Source organism: Lactiplantibacillus paraxiangfangensis, from assembly GCF_036246185.1.
Taxonomy (GTDB): domain Bacteria; phylum Bacillota; class Bacilli; order Lactobacillales; family Lactobacillaceae; genus Lactiplantibacillus; species Lactiplantibacillus paraxiangfangensis.
Map to the genome: position 1 here is coordinate 17,653 of NZ_BTPW01000020.1, position 18,098 is coordinate 35,750.

16 protein-coding genes are annotated in these 18,098 nt (G+C 46.3%); 13 read left to right on the forward strand and 3 right to left on the reverse strand.

The window, feature by feature from the left end; all coding sequences use genetic code 11:
* The first annotated feature begins 193 nt into the window (after positions 1–193).
* The 3 genes from AAA939_RS11210 to AAA939_RS11220 are packed head-to-tail and all read left to right on the forward strand — an operon-like array spanning position 194 to position 4,799.
* Entirely contained in the window at positions 194–1,924 is a 1,731-nt protein-coding gene (locus AAA939_RS11210; RefSeq protein ID WP_338208855.1) for an ABC transporter ATP-binding protein, read from the forward strand.
* Positions 1,924–3,813 carry an ABC transporter ATP-binding protein gene (locus AAA939_RS11215; protein WP_338208857.1) on the forward strand — a complete coding sequence of 630 codons (1,890 nt, stop codon included), beginning with the start codon at positions 1,924–1,926 and terminating at the stop codon, positions 3,811–3,813. Before AAA939_RS11210 ends, AAA939_RS11215 begins: the two co-directional genes overlap by 1 nt.
* A 14-nt stretch (positions 3,814–3,827) precedes the next feature.
* Entirely contained in the window at positions 3,828–4,799 is a 972-nt protein-coding gene (locus AAA939_RS11220; RefSeq protein WP_338208859.1) for a hypothetical protein, read from the forward strand.
* Between the two features lie 362 nt (positions 4,800–5,161).
* Here AAA939_RS11220 and AAA939_RS11225 read toward each other — a convergent pair whose 3' ends face one another.
* The gene (locus AAA939_RS11225; protein WP_057707763.1) at positions 5,162–5,524 is read right to left on the reverse strand and encodes a hypothetical protein; all 363 of its coding nucleotides are present in this window, start codon (positions 5,522–5,524) and stop codon (positions 5,162–5,164) included.
* Between the two features lie 135 nt (positions 5,525–5,659).
* Between AAA939_RS11225 and AAA939_RS11230 the strand changes: the two genes are divergently transcribed.
* The 4 genes from AAA939_RS11230 (at position 5,660) to manA (ending at position 9,150) form a co-directional block, all read left to right on the forward strand.
* Positions 5,660–6,688, forward strand: coding sequence for a branched-chain amino acid aminotransferase (locus tag AAA939_RS11230; RefSeq protein WP_338208862.1), 1,029 nt, complete (start codon positions 5,660–5,662; stop codon positions 6,686–6,688).
* A gap of 108 nt (positions 6,689–6,796) precedes the next feature.
* A complete protein-coding gene (locus tag AAA939_RS11235) occupies positions 6,797–6,982 on the forward strand; it encodes a hypothetical protein (RefSeq protein ID WP_338208864.1) in 186 nt (61 codons plus the stop codon).
* A gap of 79 nt (positions 6,983–7,061) precedes the next feature.
* Positions 7,062–8,081 carry a serine hydrolase domain-containing protein gene (locus AAA939_RS11240; protein WP_338208866.1) on the forward strand — a complete coding sequence of 340 codons (1,020 nt, stop codon included), beginning with the start codon at positions 7,062–7,064 and terminating at the stop codon, positions 8,079–8,081.
* Between the two features lie 103 nt (positions 8,082–8,184).
* Entirely contained in the window at positions 8,185–9,150 is a 966-nt protein-coding gene (manA, locus tag AAA939_RS11245) for a mannose-6-phosphate isomerase, class I (protein WP_057707755.1), read from the forward strand.
* A 267-nt stretch (positions 9,151–9,417) separates the two neighbouring features.
* Here the strand turns inward: manA and AAA939_RS11250 are convergent, their stop codons facing one another.
* Positions 9,418–10,140 (reverse strand): type 1 glutamine amidotransferase, encoded by a 723-nt coding sequence (locus AAA939_RS11250; protein ID WP_338208868.1) that lies wholly within the window; start codon positions 10,138–10,140, stop codon positions 9,418–9,420.
* Positions 10,140–11,486 carry a MurT ligase domain-containing protein gene (locus tag AAA939_RS11255; RefSeq protein ID WP_338208870.1) on the reverse strand — a complete coding sequence of 449 codons (1,347 nt, stop codon included), beginning with the start codon at positions 11,484–11,486 and terminating at the stop codon, positions 10,140–10,142. The genes AAA939_RS11250 and AAA939_RS11255 overlap by 1 nt, the downstream gene beginning before the upstream one ends.
* 247 nt (positions 11,487–11,733) lie before the next feature.
* On the opposite strand from AAA939_RS11255, the gene AAA939_RS11260 reads away from it, so the two are divergent.
* The 6 genes from AAA939_RS11260 to upp all read left to right on the forward strand — a co-directional run bounded on the left by AAA939_RS11260 (position 11,734) and on the right by upp (position 17,297).
* A complete protein-coding gene (locus AAA939_RS11260) occupies positions 11,734–12,312 on the forward strand; it encodes a thymidine kinase (RefSeq protein WP_338208928.1) in 579 nt (192 codons plus the stop codon).
* Between the two features lie 14 nt (positions 12,313–12,326).
* On the forward strand, positions 12,327–13,409 hold the full coding sequence (gene prfA, locus AAA939_RS11265) for a peptide chain release factor 1 (RefSeq protein WP_057707749.1): 1,083 nt from the start codon (positions 12,327–12,329) through the stop codon (positions 13,407–13,409).
* Positions 13,402–14,256, forward strand: a complete 855-nt coding sequence (gene prmC, locus AAA939_RS11270; RefSeq protein WP_338208873.1) for a peptide chain release factor N(5)-glutamine methyltransferase — start codon at positions 13,402–13,404, stop codon at positions 14,254–14,256. The genes prfA and prmC overlap by 8 nt, the downstream gene beginning before the upstream one ends.
* Before the next feature lie 14 nt (positions 14,257–14,270).
* Positions 14,271–15,290 (forward strand): L-threonylcarbamoyladenylate synthase, encoded by a 1,020-nt coding sequence (locus tag AAA939_RS11275; RefSeq protein ID WP_338208875.1) that lies wholly within the window; start codon positions 14,271–14,273, stop codon positions 15,288–15,290.
* A gap of 58 nt (positions 15,291–15,348) precedes the next feature.
* Positions 15,349–16,587, forward strand: coding sequence for a serine hydroxymethyltransferase (gene glyA / locus AAA939_RS11280; RefSeq protein ID WP_338208877.1), 1,239 nt, complete (start codon positions 15,349–15,351; stop codon positions 16,585–16,587).
* Between the two features lie 80 nt (positions 16,588–16,667).
* On the forward strand, positions 16,668–17,297 hold the full coding sequence (gene upp, locus AAA939_RS11285; protein ID WP_057707741.1) for a uracil phosphoribosyltransferase: 630 nt from the start codon (positions 16,668–16,670) through the stop codon (positions 17,295–17,297).
* The last annotated feature ends 801 nt before the right edge of the window (positions 17,298–18,098 follow it).

Here is an 18,098-nt window from a genome sequence, read left to right on the forward strand (position 1 = left end):
ATTAAGTAAAGAACATTGTTAACTAACTATTAAAGGCTTTATAAAAAATTAAAACATTTTAGATGTCAAAATTGCCGGAGTGAGTTGCAATAGTTTCCGTGAGTCTTGTCAGGATAGTTGACAAGGAAGTAATTTTTCGTTAGATTAGAATACTGCATTATTATTTTGATAATGAATGAAGGGGAGCGTGTAGATGCTTAAAATAGCGAAGGGGCGTATTTCATATGGCGCAGTCATTGGGGCAATCTTATTCATGATCGTCCAAGTGATTGCTAACTTGAATTTGCCTAGTTTGACGTCGAACATTGTGAATAACGGGGTCGCCACTGGTGACATTGATTACATTTGGAAAATCGGGTTTGAAATGATCGGTTTTTCACTGTTATCCGTAGTTGCCGCTTTCGGGAACGTGTTTCTCGCAGCGCGGTCATCCCAACAATTAGGGAAAAATTTACGTTCGGATATTTATAAGAAGGTCATCAACTTTTCAAATGATGAATTTGATAAAGTCGAAACTTCTTCATTAATTACCCGGACGACTAACGATGTTGTTCAGATTCAAAACGTCGCAATGATGGCGTTACGGATGATGATCATGGCACCAATCATGTTAGTCGGGGCAAGTTTCCTGGCATACACGAAGAGTCATGAATTGACCTGGATTTTCGTGGTCTCAATTCCGGTATTATTAATTTTTATCGGTTTGATTATGTGGGGCGCCATTCCATTGTTCCGGGCAATGCAAACGAAGACCGACCGCATTAACTTGGTCTTTCGTGAAGGTTTGACCGGTGTTCGGGTTATCCGGGCATTCCGACAAGACAAATTTGAACAAAACCGTTTTGAAGACGCCAACCAAGATTACACGGCTAATGCCATTAAAGTTAACACAATTGTTGCCTTAGCTTACCCCGTCATGACCTTGATCATGAGTGGAACGAACGTGGCGATTGTTTGGTTTGGTGGTCAATTGATTGGTAGCCAAACGATGCAAGTTGGGAACATGATCGCATTTATGACTTACGCCATGCAAGTCTTGATGAGTTTCATGTTGCTTGCCATGGTCTTTGCCTTCATTCCACGGGCCGCAGCCTCAGCTTCACGGATTCAAGAAGTCTTAGACATTAAGACCAAGATTACGAACCCAGACAAGCCAGAAGCATTGCCAGCAACGACCACTCACAGCTTAGCATTTGATCACGTTGATTACCGTTATCAAAGTGCTGAACAGTTGGCTTTATCGGACATTGACTTTAAGGCTCATTCCGGGCAAACGGTTGCCATCATTGGTGGGACTGGTTCCGGTAAGACGACCTTAGTTAACTTGATTCCACGGTTCTACGACGTTGAAAATGGTGCCGTTAAATTAGATGACGTGGACGTCCGCAACCTAAACCTGACTGACTTACACAAGGCGGTTTCTTTTGTTCCACAAACGGCGACACTATTTACCGGGACGATCCGGGATAACATGCGGTTTGGGAATGAAAAGGCAACCGATGATGAAATTTGGCACGCCTTAGAAATTGCCCGGTCAACCGACTTCGTTAAAGAAGAAGGCGGACTGGATGCCCACGTTGAACAGGGTGGGGGTAACTTCTCTGGTGGACAACGGCAACGGTTAGCCATTGCCAGAGCATTGGTTAAACATGCTTCCGCGTACGTTTTTGACGACTCGTTTTCAGCTTTGGACTTCAAGACCGACGCTGAATTACGGGCAGAATTACGCCAAGACAAATTGATTCAGCAAAGCGTTGTGGTCATTGTGGCCCAACGGATTGCCACTGTGGCCGATGCCGACTTGATTCTTGTTTTAGATAACGGGAAGTTAGTTGGTAAAGGGACCCACGCTGAACTAAAAGCGAATAATGAAGTTTATCAAGAAATTATGAAGTCACAATTACGAGAGGAGGATCAACTTTAATGAGCGAAAAGAAATCAAATTCAGCCGATGCACCACGTCCTAGTGGGCCACGGCACGGACCTGGCTCGCAAGGGGTCGTTGAGAAGCCTAAGAGTTTTTGGAAGACAGCGATGCGCTTGATGCGCTACATGTCGGACCGTTGGGTTGGTCTGGCCATCGTAATGATTTTTGCCATCACTTCGGTTATTTTCCAAATCCAAACCCCTAAGATTTTAGGGAAAGCGACGACTGAAATTTATAAGGGCATCATGAAGGGTGTCGCACAACAAAAGGCCGGAATTAGTCAAAATGGTTATCCCATCAACTTTGAAAAGATTGGGCAGATCATTCTGATTGTTTTGCTGATGTACGTTGCATCCGCACTGTTTAACTTTATCCAACAATATATCATGACGCGAATTTCCCAACGCACCGTTTATAAATTACGGCGCTCGTTTAAGGGCAAGATGCAAAATGTGCCGATTTCGTACTATGATACCCATTCTAACGGGGATATTATGAGTCGGGCCGTCAACGATATGGATAACATTGCGAACACCTTGCAACAAAACTTAACGCAAGCCGTAACGAGTGTTGTGACATTCGTTGGGACGATTTGGATGATGCTGACGATCAGCTGGAAGTTGACGCTGATTGCCTTAGTTACGATTCCATTGAGCCTGGTCGTTGTTGGTGTGATTGCACCAAAATCACAAAAGTTCTTCGGGACGCAGCAAAAGTCCCTGGGGTTATTGAACAACCAGGTTGAAGAAAATTATGCTGGGCACGTCGTTATCAAGAGTTTCAATAAGGAACAAGACACCATTGATGACTTCGAAGAACAAAACAATAATTACTATCAATCTGCATGGAAAGCCCAGTTTATTTCTGGGATTATCATGCCGTTAATGATGTTTTTGAATAACATCGGTTACGTGTTTGTCGCCATTATTGGTGGGATTGACGTTGCTAACGGGCACGTTTCTTTAGGGAATATCCAAGCATTCTTACAATATACTCAACAGTTCTCACAACCAATCTCGCAAATGGCGAACTTAATGAACACGATTCAGTCGACGGTTGCGTCTGCGGAACGGGTCTTCGAAGTCTTAGACGAAGAAGAAATGAAACAAACCCACTCCAACTTACCAGCTAAGACGGATACGGATAACCTGATCAGTTTGGAACACGTTCAATTTGGTTATACCGACGACGCCTTGCTGATGAAGGACTACAACTTAGACGTTAAACGTGGGCAACAGGTCGCCATTGTCGGGCCTACTGGTGCCGGTAAGACGACCATTATCAACTTGCTAGAACGTTTCTACGATATCAAGGGCGGTTCGATTCGTTTGAATGGGACTGATACCCGTGATTTGAAGCGGGAAGACTTACGGTCGCACTTCGCAATGGTGTTGCAAGATACCTGGCTATTTACCGGGACAATCTATGACAACTTGAAGTACGGACGTGAAGATGCAAGTAAGGACGAAATTATGGCTGCGGCCAAAGCGGCCCACGTGGACAGCTTTGTACGGAAGTTGCCAGATGGCTACGATACCGTCTTAAACGAAGAAGCTTCTAATATTTCACAAGGGCAACGTCAACTTTTGACCATTGCCAGAGCCTTTGTTGCCGATCCAGAAATCCTGATTTTGGATGAAGCGACGAGTTCAGTGGATACTCGGACTGAAGTGCACATTCAACACGCCATGGAACGGTTATTGAAAGACCGGACTAGTTTCGTGGTTGCGCACCGGTTATCAACGATTCAAGGTGCCGATAATATTATCGTAATGAACCACGGTTCCGTTGTTGAAACGGGGACTCACGAAGAGTTAATGGCTCAAAACGGGTTCTATGCTGACTTATATAACAGTCAGTTTACTGGAAATATCGATATTGATTAAAGGAGGGGTGTCATTTGTTTCGGAAAACAGTAATGGTGGTTGCCGGCGCAGGTCTGCTTAGTTTAGTATTAGCAGGCTGTGGGCAGTCCACTTTATCAACCACTAAAACCACTTACAAACAAAACGGGTTAGTCGCTGCCGTTAAGGGTAATGCGAAGACAAGTCGGGTCAGTTACCAAATTGACGGTGCCAAGACAAAACACGCGCGCGTTCGTAACCATACGTTTGTGATTCAAGTTCCAACGAAGACGACCCGCCAGACGGTCAAGATCAAATCTGGTAGCCGCTCAAAGACGGTTCACGTTCAAGGCAGTAAGAAGCTCGTTGGCTATCAAAAGATGGCAACGACTTACAACAATGCTTTGATTGGGTCCAAGCTCAGCAAGTCCGACCAAGCCGCTGCTAAAAAGTTACAGACGCAGGGTGCGGCCTTGAAGAAGCAACAGACGGCGATCCAAGCTAAAGTTAAAAAGGCGCAAGCCCAACTTAAAGCTGGTGGTGCTGCCGCTGCGACGGGTGCCCAAACGTTACAAGCCCAACAAGTCGCTGGTGCAAAGTTGAAGACTGAGGCGGCTAGCTTACAAACCAGCCAGAAGCAAGTTGCCGCAGCCATGAAGACTGCGAAGGCCAAGGTCAAAGATGACTTACTGCCAACGAAGACACCAAGTGACGGCCTAACCAATGTGCTTAAGACTAAGGACTACACGGTTCGTCTTAATGTTCAAAAGGGTGACGTTTTAGGTGCAGCAATGATTGTCCCAACTAAGGCGTTCAAAAATAAGACCCGCCAAAAGAATTTCGGGACGGCTTTTGCGCTGTTGAGCACCACGACTGGTGCCGATGCTAAGACCGTGATGAAGAAGTTCCAAAAAGAAACCAAGAGTAATAACAGCAGTACGACCACGATCGATCCCATTACATCAAAAGGGGTTCGCTTTACGATTGGTGTCTCAGCCGCTGACCTTTACATTTTTATGAATAAGTAATCTAATCTCAAACGGACGACCAAGGCAGTAATGCCAATGGGTCGTCCGTTTTTTTATGTATTAGTCGCTTCGGCTGGCAGAACCGGTGTGCCATGAGGGACGGCCCCAGCCACAGGGCGGTCTGGCGCCTCAATTCAAAGCCGATAGACCGCGTCTTTGAATTGCCCATCCAGATTAGTCGGCTAGAAAGCGCCGACCAATCTGGATACCACGGCACACCAATTCTGCCAGCCTTCGCTAAATAGGTGATTACGCCGGCTTGAGTGTGCTATAGCAGTAGCTGCTTTGAAAATTAATAAATGTGTCACTGGATTTCGAAACTAAAAAAAGAGCCACGACGTTTGCCGTAAGCTCCGATGAATTTATTCAAATGACAATTCCAAAAAATAGATATGTTTGTCAGACAGATGGGCAGTAGAGACCCAGACTTCGTGATAGTTGGGGACTTTTTTTTCGGTGTAATCGAAGAAAAAGTCGAGTAAGTTACCATTTTTGGCCACAAAGTCGTCCTGAAAACGGTTGACGAGCAGTTTGTTATTGGGAAAGTAGATTTCCGGGTTGGCGACTTTAATCTGGTCGGGAATGCTCATGCGCACCACGTTGGTGTAGCCCGGTGTCGTGAAGGTGATTTCTGCCGGGTGATGAGCGATATAGAACATGACATTATAGATTGAATCAGAATTACTTGCCACGACGAACCAGTCCTTTGTTAAATTTAAGTCCATTATAACAAAGATTAATTCATTTGATGGAAAATGTTTTCTGAAACAGCTTGACAAAGTTCTCATAAACTATTAATCTTTTAATTAAATTCAAATTAATTAATTTGAGTAAATTACATATAAAGGAAGTTGAATTACATGGCAGATGTACAATTGGACTGGAATAACTTAGGGTTTGAATACCGCAATCTTCCATATCGTTATCGTGCGTATTATAAAGATGGCGAGTGGTATAAGAAAGAACTTACTGGTGATGCAACTTTACATATTAGTGAAGGTTCGACAGCTTTGCACTATGGTCAACAAGATTTTGAAGGCTTAAAAGCTTATCGGACTAAGGACGGTAGTGTTCAATTATTCCGGCCAGACCGGAACGCAGCGCGGATGCAGACCAGCTGTGAACGCTTGTTAATGCCACAAGTCCCAACCGACATGTTCGTTGACGCGGTCAAGCAAGTTGTTAAGGCGAACCAAGACTACGTTCCACCATATGGGACGGGCGCAACCTTGTATTTACGGCCTTTAATGATTGGGGTCGGTGGCAACATCGGTGTCCATCCTGCCCAAGAATACATTTTCACAGTCTTTGCAATGCCCGTTGGGAGTTACTTCAAGGGCGGCATGACGCCAACTAACTTCACGACGTCAAACTACGACCGGGCTGCACATAAAGGGACCGGTGCTTATAAAGTCGGTGGGAACTACGCGGCTAGCTTATTCCCAGGACAAGAAGCACATCAACATGGTTACTCGGATTGTGTTTACTTGGATCCAGTGGACCACAAGAAGATTGAAGAAGTAGGTTCAGCGAACTTCTTTGGGATTACTAAAGATGGCACGTTTGTGACACCAAAGTCACCATCAATCTTGCCTTCCGTCACTAAGTACTCATTGCTCTACTTAGCAGAACATAAATTTGGGATGAAGACCGAACAAGGCGACGTCTACATCGACGATTTAGACCGTTTTGCAGAAGCCGGTGCTTGTGGGACGGCCGCCGTTATTTCACCAATCGGTGGGTTGGAACATAACGGTAACCTTCACGTCTTCTATAGTGAAACGGAAGTTGGCCCCGTCACGAAGAAGTTATATGACGAATTAACGGGGATTCAATTTGGGGACCGTGAAGCCCCTGAAGGCTGGGTACAAAAGGTAGATTTAGATTAAAATAAGTGATTTAGCGACGATTAGTACTGCTTAGCGGTATTGATCGTCGTTTTATTTTGACTGGATAGCCAGCTGTTCGTTAAAATATAAGTTAATAGAGGTGATACCATGGCTTTTTTATATCGTTATGGCAAGTACGTTGAGTGGGGGAGCGCCACTGTGATCGTCGTTGCGATGATCTTGTGGCAATTACAATTTATTGGGATTCACGTTGCTGGTAGTGTCGCCGTAATCGGATTTATCGCGTATTGGGCGGCCGTATTACCCCGGCTGCTCCACGAACAGAATCACTAAGTTTTGTTAAAACGACTAGTGATTGCCAGAAAGTTGACGCATACTGAAAGTAATTATTTTAGAAGAGAGAATGCAATAGATGGAATTTGAAAGAACACAGCAAGTCATTCAAGCAATGGTTGATCAAGGCGTTATTCCGGGGGCCAGTTATGGCCTGATTAGTGGAACCGACCTTGTCCAGCGGCAGGTCGGCGTGGCGGCCATTGAACCGCAACGAGAAGCTTTGTGGCCCCACGCGTTGTATGATCTGGCATCGGTCACTAAGGTGGTCGGAACGACGACGGTCGCCTTACAGTTGATGAAAAGTGGCGCTTTGGACATCAATCGGCCGGTACACGATTATTTACCAGCTTTTCAAGCGCCAGCGGTGACCGTCTTAAATTTAATGACGCATACGAGTGGGCTCAGTGGCTATATTTCGAATCGTAATGCATTGCCCGCAAGCGACCTACTAGCGGCGATTCAAGCATTGCCCGTCAGCGCGGCAAACTTAAATCACCGGGTGGTCTATACGGACCTGGGGCTAATTTTAATGGGCCTGATTATTGAAAAATTAACGGGGGAAGCGGTTCAGGATGCCGTGACTCACCGTGTATTAGAGCCATTAGGGTTACCGGATGCCACGTTTACACCGGACCCAGCGCAGGCCGTCCCAACGGTTTACTCACAAACGACGGGGCTTTTGCGGGGCATCGTGCACGATCCAAAGGGGCAGGTGCTTCAAGAACACTGCGGTTCGGCTGGCTTGTTTGCCAGTGTCGCCGACTTGACGCGTTTTTCCCGGCTCATGTTAGGTCAGTTGGATGTGCCGAGCGTGCTTGATCAGCCGACGATTCAACAACTTTATCGTGATTGGACGCCGAACCACCACTTGCGGCGCAGCTTTGGTTGGAACTTATGGCATTCGGACGCACAACAGCCACCGATTATTTTTCACACCGGCTATACCGGAACGTTATTGATGTTAGATCGCCAACGCCAGATTGGTTTGATTTTTCTGTCCAATCGGGTTCATCCAACGGTGCGCAACAGTAGTTTCTTACCGGCACGGCGGCACCTAATTGCGGCTTGGCTAGCAGACGTTGCTAATGGCGAATAAAAGAATAGACAATTTTTAATAAAAGAATAGTCATCATTTCACAACCGCTTTCATTTATGATAGAATTTAACTAACAAATCAAACAATGGAGTGTGTCGAATTTATGAGCGAACCTTATTTCTTAGAGCCCGTTTTTCACGAAAAAATTTGGGGCGGTACGAAGTTACATACTGACTTTGGTTACGATATTCCAAGTGACCATACTGGTGAATGCTGGGCAATCTCAGCGCATCCCCATGGTCCCGCAACCGTTGAAAACGGACCGTACGCAGGGATGACTTTGGACCGGGTCTGGGCCGAACACCGCGATGTTTTTGGCAATGCCAAGGGCGACGTGTTCCCACTGTTAACTAAGATTTTGGATGCCAGTGAAGACTTATCCGTGCAAGTCCATCCCGACGATGCTTACGCCGCTGAACATGAGCACGAACTCGGCAAAACTGAATGCTGGTACGTGATTGCGGCTGAACCAGGGGCGACGATGATTTATGGTCACCACGCCAAGACCCGTGAACAACTTGCCGAATGGATCAATAACGGCGAATGGGATAAGCTTTTACGGCGGGTACCCGTTAAACCGGGTGACTTCCTCTACGTGCCATCTGGGACCATTCACGCGGTCGGGAAGGGCATCATGGTGCTTGAAACGCAACAGAGTTCTGACACCACTTACCGGCTTTACGATTGGGACCGGGTTGACAAGACGACTGGTCAAAAGCGTGAATTGCACTTGCAACAGTCAATTGATACGACGAACGTGCCGCACCATGATCCTGACCTAGATATTACGACGACGAAGGTTGGGGATGCGACCGTCACGAAGTACGTCCAGTCACCATTCTTTGGTGTTTGGCAATGGCGTTTGACTGATGGTCAAGCGACCTTCAATCGTGGTAAAGCCCCATACACCTTGGTCTCCGTATTAGCTGGCAAGGGGAGCATCAGTGTTGATGGCAAGGATTATCCACTTGCTAAGGGTGTGCACTTCATTTTACCGTTTGATGTTAAACAATGGACGTTAAAGGGTGACTTACAAATTATTGCTTCTGAACCTGGTGAAAAAGCGTAATTAGTTAAACCCCTGATATGATAAAAAAGATTGATACGCGCAGTTTAGCGGATCAATCTTTTTTTGCCTAATTAACTGATACTATCAGGTTATTGTAGGATTACTTCTTTAAAGTCTATAAATATTTTTTATAACTTTGAGGGGTTAACTAATGGTAGGGCTTACATTGAGGCTGTAACTAAAAAACGTTTGTCCCACTTCCTAGACATAACCGGGTTATCGGATTGGGCTGGGGAGTGGGGCAAACGTTTAGCTGTTAAATAACGATTAAGGCTTGACCACGACGTTTTTGGTCAGGTCTTCGTTTAATTGATCAAGAGCGCTGAAATCGGCATCCGGGTACTTCCGTTGTAAGGACAATTTAAGAATCCGCTTAGCGAGCGCTTCGTTGCGGGCGAGGATTGGGCCGTGGAAGTATGACCCAAAGGTGTTTTTATAAATAACGCCTTCGGTTGCGTCCTTGCCGTTATTCCCGTTACCTTGCAAAACTTTACCGAGTGGACGTTCACCTTCACCGAGGAAGGTCATCCCGTTGTGGTTTTCAAAGCCGTAGTAGGTTTGGTCGGTCTCGGCGTTTTTGATCGTGATGTTACCGATGAACCGGTTATTGTCTTGGCTTAGCGTGTAGTGGTCCAGTGCACCGATACCGGGGATTTTTTCACCCTGAGCCCCGATGTAGTAGTGGCCTAACATTTGAAACCCACCACAGATGGCCAAGAAGGGCCCACCGTTTTCGATGTAGTCCGTTAGTGCGGCCTTTTTAGTCTGAAGGTCTTTAGAGACGATGGTCTGTTCGTAGTCTTGACCGCCGCCGAATAAAACGAAGTCGTACTGGTCGGCATCAAAGGTGTCGTCCAAGCTGACCAAGTCAACGTCAATGGTGGCGTCGACTGCTTTAGCGTAGTAGCGCATGGCTAAGATATTGCCAATGTCGCCGTAGGTATTCATTAAGTCGCCGTATAAATGGGCGGCGTGTAGTGTGTAAGTCATTAAGCCATCCCCCCATCAATAATGCCTTGACTGGCTAGTTGTTTCCGTAATTGGAGCATCGCCGTGTACGTTGCGACGACGTAGACCTGTTTAGTTGGTAATTTTTGAATGGCAGCGGTCATTTCCGTTAAGTCGGGGATAACCGTTAAGTCATCGGTTGTGACCCCGGCAACCTTCAAACGGAACGTGATGTCGCGGTAACGCTCACCACCACTAATGAAAGCGGGGATGTCCATTTGTAACAACTTCTCAAAGTCGCCGTCCCAGATCCAACTAGTGTCAATTCCATCAGCGTAGTTGGCATTCAACAACGCCGCAAAGGAGAAAGGCCGGTCGTCGGTACTGATCATTTGAATCACTTGGTTTAAACCAACCGGATTTTTGACCAAGACTAGCGTGACGTCCTTGTCCCCAACGTGGAAAATTTCTTGGCGACCAAAGACTTGTTCGTCATTTTCGCTGAGTGCGTGGGCGATCTTTTTAGCGGGAACGTCCATGAAACGGCCAACCGCAAAAGCCGCTAACGCGTTATAAATATTATATTGGCCACCGATATTTAAGTGCATTGGTTGACCGTTGATTTCAAAATCAGAACTCGTCGGTGTCATCGTAGTTAAGGCGTTGAGCTTCCAAGTCAGCTGTGGGCGTTCAAAACCACAGTGTGGACAGTAATACTTCCCCATATTGCTATAAGTGCGGCTATGGTAGCGCAAAATGTGTTGACAGTTAGGACATAACAGGCCGTCCGTATTAGCCGGTGCCTGTTGGTCGTGGTCAGCTTGATAATCGAATCCGTAGTATAAAATGGGGTTCGGCAATTTCTTTGAGTGGAAGAGGGGCAGGTCGCCGTTAGCAATGATCGTCGCTTCGGGTGCCAGCGCGACCCCATCTAAGATTTTTTTGTAAGTGGTATAAATTTCGCCGTAGCGGTCCATTTGATCACGGAAAATGTTGGTGAAGACAAACGCTTTGGGCGTGATGTACTTCGTGACCATGATGACGTTAGCTTCGTCGACTTCTAAAACGGCTAGCGGTTTTTGATGCGCTTTAGGGGCCGTTAAAAAGGTCGTCACGATGCCTTGTTTCATATTGGAGCCACTAGGGTTGGTCAAAATGTCAGGGTACTGTTCGCGTAAAACTTTGACCGTCAGTGCGGTCGTAAGTGTTTTACCATTGGTCCCAGTAATGACGATGACGTCATAGTTTTTCGCGAGATGTTTTAAAATGGCTGGATCGAGTTTTAACGCCAGCTTACCAGGCAAGGAACTTCCGCCGCCACGAAAGGTGTGTAAAAACCAATACGCGGATTTGCCGGTCCAAGTGGCTAATGTACTATTAATTGACATAAGTTATCCGTACCCCTATATATTAATTTGCGCCTAGTAAAAATCGGTGCGCAGTGAAAACCAAAGCTCGGACAAACGTCCTACTCTCAAGTATTTTATACTGAACGCTCCTAAAAGAAAAGCGATACTCCCGCCGTTTAAGTCCAACTTATGAATTCGTTAATAGCTTTTCACAGCTCAGTGCTGAAATTCGCGGGAAAATCCGCTATAATTGATTAGAAATGTGTAAAAAAGGGGAATGAGTCGCTTGGCACAGTTATTCTTTCGATATGGTGCGATGAATAGTGGGAAGACCATTGAAATTTTGAAAGTGGCCCACAACTATGAGGAGCAAAATAAGTCGGTCATTATTATGACAAGCGGCTTAGATAACCGCGATGGGGTTGGCTACGTGGCAAGTCGGATTGGCTTAAAGCGTGAAGCAATTCCGGTTTTTGATGATACCAACGTGTTGGACGTGGTCAAGAAGACGAACCTTGATGCGGCCTGCATCTTAATTGATGAGGCGCAGTTCTTGAAAAAACACCACGTTTTAGAGCTGGCCCACATCGTTGACGATTTGCATATCCCAGTGATGACGTTTGGGTTAAAAAATGATTTTCGCAATGAACTGTTTGAAGGCAGTAAGTACCTACTATTGTATGCGGATAAGATTGAAGAAATGAAGACCATCTGCTGGTTCTGTCGCAAAAAAGCCATTATGAATTTACGTTTTCATGATGGCAAACCCGTCTACGAGGGCGAACAAGTTCAAATCGGGGGCAACGAGGCGTACTACCCGGTTTGTCGACGACACTACTTTTACCCGCCGAAATTAACAAAGTGAGGAATTAACTAAGTATGGATAAGTTTTTTGATAAATTACAGGCGGTTGCGGACCGTTATGAAGAACTGGGTGAACTGTTAAGTGATCCTGAAGTGATTGCAGATTCGCAACGTTTTATGAAGTTGTCGAAAGAAATGGGGAACATCCGCGAAACGGTTGAAAAGTATAACCATTACAAGGAAGTTCAAAGCCAGATCGAAGAAAACAACGAATTATTACGGGAAAAATTAGACGACGAGATGAGTTCAATGGTCAAAGAAGACTTGAAGAACTTGAACGCCGAAAAAGAACAGTTGGAACATGAAATTACCTTATTAATGTTGCCACAGGACCCGAATGATGATAAGAACATTATTATGGAAATCCACGGTGCTGCCGGTGGGGATGAAGCCAGTTTGTTTGCGGCGGACCTCTTCAACATGTATTCAAAATACGCAGAACGCCAAGGCTGGAACGTTGAAGTCGCCGACCGTAACGAAACGGAAGTCGGTGGGTTTAAGGAAATCGTGCTGATTATTTCTGGTAAGAAAGTTTACTCAAAGCTGAAGTATGAGAGTGGCGCGCACCGGGTTCAACGGGTGCCCGTTACCGAATCAGCTGGCCGGGTCCACACGTCAACTGCAACGGTTGGGGTCATGCCTGAAGCTAAAGACGTTGATATTAAGTTGGAACAAAAGGATATCCGGACCGACGTGTTCCGTTCTTCCGGTGCCGGTGGTCAGCATATTAACAAAACGTCTTCTGCCGTTCGGATGACCCACTTGCCTACGGGGATCGTTGTTTCAATGCAAGATCAACGGTCACAACAACAAAACCGGGCGAAGGCGATGGAAATCTTACGCGCACGGGTCTACGACTACTACCAGTCGCGGGAACAAAACCAATACGACGCCGAACGGAAATCAGCCGTCGGTAGTGGGGATCGTTCCGAACGAATTCGGACGTATAACTACCCACAAAACCGGGTTACGGATCACCGGATTGGTTTAACGTTAAATAAATTAGACCGGGTAATGAACGGTGAATTGGATGAAGTCATCGACGCGTTGGTCTTAGCAGATCAAGCCAAGAAGATGGAGCGATTAGCCAATGACTAATTCTGCCCCAACTTACTTTGAAGCCCAGAAATGGGCTTCTTTTTGTCTAAAAACGGCGGACTTACCAACGGACAGTGCGCGGTTTTTAATGCTCGGGTTAACGCATTTAAATCAGACCCAATTGTTGATTCGGTACCGTGACACAATGCCTAGTGACGTTTATCAAACTTACCAGGCCGCCGTTGACCGGGTCGTAGCGGGCGAGCCCGCACAATACGTGCTGGGTTGGGCACCGTTTTACGGCTTAGAACTAACGGTTAATCCCGCAGTTTTAATTCCACGGGTGGAGACGGAAGAGCTGGTCGATTGGATTTTGACCGATTACGCGGATGCACGGACGCTTAACTTATTAGATGTTGGGACGGGTTCCGGTGCCATTGCGTTAGCGTTGAAGCACGAACAAGCCACTTGGCAAGTGAGTGCGAGTGACATTTCATCGGCGGCGTTGGCCGTTGCTGAGGCGAATGCGGCACGTTTAGGATTGAAAGTGTCGTTTTATGAAAGCAACTTGTTACAAGCGGTGCCATCAACAGCGTTTGACGTCATCGTCAGCAATCCACCTTACATTGCACATGCCGAAGAAGCGGTCATGGATGCCAGTGTGTTGAACTACGAACCCCAACAAGCGTTGTTTGCTGATCACCAGGGACTAGCGCTTTATGAACAGTTAGCGGCGACGGTTGCGACGCACTTAACAGATAATGGTCGGCTGTACTTAGAATTTGGCTACCATCAAGGTGCGGCAATTCAACAATTATTCCAACAAGCAATGCCAAAAGCAACGGTCACGATTCGTCAAGACATGGCGGGCCATGACCGGATGTTACGGGTTATCAATCATAAGTGAGGAAGCTAATAATAATGAAAACAAAAATATTTAAGCCGAGTGAAGTCGGTGCGGCTGCTCAGTTAATTAATGAAGGGCAATTAGTCGCATTTCCAACCGAGACCGTCTATGGTTTAGGTGCCGACGCGACTAACGTGGCCGCGGTCAAGCAAGTTTACGTCGCAAAGGGGCGTCCCAGCGATAATCCACTGATTGTCCACGTGGCCGATCTTGAAACGGTGGAGCGTTTTGCCCAACCGTTACCAGAGGCAGCCAAGAAATTGGTCAAGGCATTTTGGCCCGGTCCACTGACGATGATTTTTAAGCTGAAGCCGGGGGCCTTAGCGCCTGAAGTGACGGGCGGCTTGAATACGGCGGCATTCCGGAATCCGGATAACGCTGCGACGTTGGCGTTAATCAAGCAAGCCCATACGCCAATCGTTGGGCCATCTGCCAATACGTCGGGTAAGCCTAGTCCCACCACCGCACAGCACGTTTTGCATGACTTAGACGGTAAGATTGCTGGTATTTTGGACGACGGCGCAACCAAAGTCGGCGTTGAATCGACCGTCCTCGACCTTTCAACGGATATGCCGGCCATTTTACGGCCCGGTGCCGTAACGGCCAGCGCGATTGAAGAAGTGATTGGGATGCCCGTTCAGACTGAACAACATCACGTTGGGGCGACGGAAGTACCAAAAGCACCCGGGATGAAATACAAGCACTACGCGCCCGATGCACAGGTTTACATTGTTGATCGTACGGAAGATTGGCCAGCCGCGTTAACGTGGGCGGCCCAACAAAAGGTCCCAATGGGAGTGATGGCAACGGACAGCGTTTTAGCGAATAATGTCTTGCCAGCTAATTGCGAACAATTTTCGTTAGGAACGGGAATTCAATCGGCAACTCAGGAACTGTTTGCGGGGCTGAGACATTTCGATACCGAAACTAATATTAAGGATATTCTCTGTCAATCCTTTGATAATAACGGTTTAGGAGCTGCCTATATGAACCGGTTAAATAAATCTGCCGGTCAAACCCATTTTAGTGTATAATGATTGAAAGTCGGGAAAACCCGAAAGTTGTCACTTGCGAAATGGAGGAGAATTATTCATGAATTACCAAGAACAAGATCCAGAAGTATGGTCTGCTATTAGTAAGGAACAGGCGCGTCAACAACATAATATTGAGTTGATTGCTTCCGAAAACATCGTCTCAAAAGGCGTACGGGCTGCTCAGGGTAGTGTCCTCACTAACAAGTACTCTGAAGGTTATCCTGGTCACCGTTTTTACGGTGGCAACGAGTTCATTGACCAAGTTGAAACGTTGGCCATTGAACGAGCAAAGAAATTATTTGGCGCCGAATATGCCAACGTGCAACCACATTCTGGTTCACAGGCAAACGCCGCTGCTTACATGGCCTTGATCCAACCAGGTGACCGGGTCATGGGGATGTCGCTGGATGCGGGTGGTCATTTGACCCACGGTTCCAGTGTCAACTTCTCAGGAAAACTTTATGATTTTAATGATTATGGGTTGGATCCTGAAACTGAAGAATTAAATTACGATGCAATTTTAGAACAAGCTAAGGCATTTAAGCCTAAATTGATCGTGGCCGGGGCCTCAGCCTACAGCCGCATCATTGATTTTGCGAAGTTCCGTGAAATTGCGGATGAAGTCGGCGCCCTATTGATGGTCGACATGGCCCACATTGCTGGGTTAGTTGCGGCGGGGTTACATCCAAGTCCAGTCCCTTACGCCGACGTGGTAACGACAACAACGCATAAAACGTTACGCGGCCCACGTGGTGGGATGATCCTTGCCAAAGAAAAATATGGCAAGAAGATCAACTCCGCGGTCTTCCCAGGCAACCAAGGTGGTCCATTAGACCACGTGATTGCTGGTAAGGCGATTGCTTTAGGTGAAGACTTACAACCAGAATTTAAAGCCTACGCCCAACAAATTATTGATAACGCTCAAGCAATGGCGGAAGTCTTCAATCAATCCGACCTCGTTCGGGTTATCTCTGGTGGAACGGATAACCATTTGATGACTTTGGACATTACGAAGTCCGGTTTAAATGGTCGCCAAGTCCAAGACTTACTGGATACGGTGTACATTACCGTTAACAAGGAAGCCATTCCAAACGAAACGTTAGGCGCCTTCAAGACGTCCGGGATTCGTCTAGGGACACCCGCTATCACAACGCGTGGTTTTGACGCGCCTGAAGCGGCCCAAGTCGCCAAATTGATTTTACAAGCTTTAAAAGCGCCTCAAGATCAAGCCAACTTGGACGATGTCAAACAGCAAGCAATGGCGTTAACATCGAAACACCCAATCGATGTTGATTAAGGAATTTATATTGGGGTCTGGTTTTTTCTCTCTAAATTAGCTACAATAGAAAGAAATCACTAAGGAGCGTGCGTAGCAACATGGGTAAGTTTGAGGTTTTGAATCATCCGCTCATTCAACATAAGTTAACGATTATTCGGGAAAAGCAATGTGGAACAAAGGTTTTCCGTGAAATGGTCAATGAAATTTCAACTTTGATGGCATACGAAGTCTCACGGGACATGCCTTTGGAAGATATTGAAATTGAAACGCCAATTTGCAAGACGACCCAGAAGACACTAGCTGGTAAGAAAGTAGCTATCGTGCCAATCTTACGGGCAGGCTTAGGTATGGTTGACGGGGTCTTAAACATGATTCCCGCCGCTAAAGTTGGTCACGTCGGGATGTATCGCGACGAAAAGACTTTAAAGCCAGTTGAATACTTCGTTAAATTGCCAAGTGATATTTCACAACGCCAATTATTCGTGGTTGATCCAATGTTAGCCACTGGTGGTTCTGCCATCATGGCCATGGACATGTTGAAGAAGCGGGGCGCAAGCAATATCAAGTTTATGTGTTTAGTTGCTGCTCCAGAAGGGGTTAAAGCCCTTCAAGAAGCTCACCCAGATATTGATATCTACACGGCCGCATTAGATGACCATCTGAATGAAGATGGCTACATTGTCCCAGGTTTGGGCGATGCCGGTGACCGCTTGTTTGGTACGAAGTAAATAGCTTTTAAAATAGCGTACGGACTTTATAGTCCTGCGCTATTTTTTGTCTTTTAAATAAAACAGCCACTTGTCAGTTATTCCGGTTGCCACTGATGACATGCGGTCGTGGGACCGGGGTTAGCCTGGGGAGCGGTCTAACCCCTCGCCCAGAACAGTTGCAAAGGACGCAACTGTTCTGGACCGTCCGTGGTGTAAGGAACGGCAAAAAAGCGCCGCTCCAACGCCACCATCACGACCGATGCCATCAGTGGCAACCTCAGATCAGCTGACAATAATAACAATGGTACAGCTGTTTTAGTGTAGTCGGGTGGGGATGATTGGTAGGTGATTTTTACGCCAATCTCGTAGGGCATTTTAAAGTCGCTGGTTATCGAGCTTGAAGTGACGTTTCAAAATGAATTATAGTTGGGGCCATACTTTATAGCACCCAATTCTGTTCGACGGAGTGGCCTATTCAATAATTATTTCCTATTATATAAGGAAGTAATCAATAAAGCGGGTGGAAAGCGACCAAATATATTACACGTGTGTACAATGTGAAATATATTTGGTTGCTGATACTAGGTCAATTGATCTGATTGAATTAGGTCATGGTTATGATTGAGATTTGCTTTTGTTAGTTGACAAGCACAACGTTCACGAGTAAAATTATTTGCAATTGAACAGTTCCTTTAAATTAGCTCAGAGAGGCTGATAAGGATGACGGATGTGTGAACCCTTACTGGATTTGCGTGAATTTTCTGACAGCCCGGCCACTTTGAGTGGTGGGCTGTTTTTTCATGGCAATTTTTGTAAAAA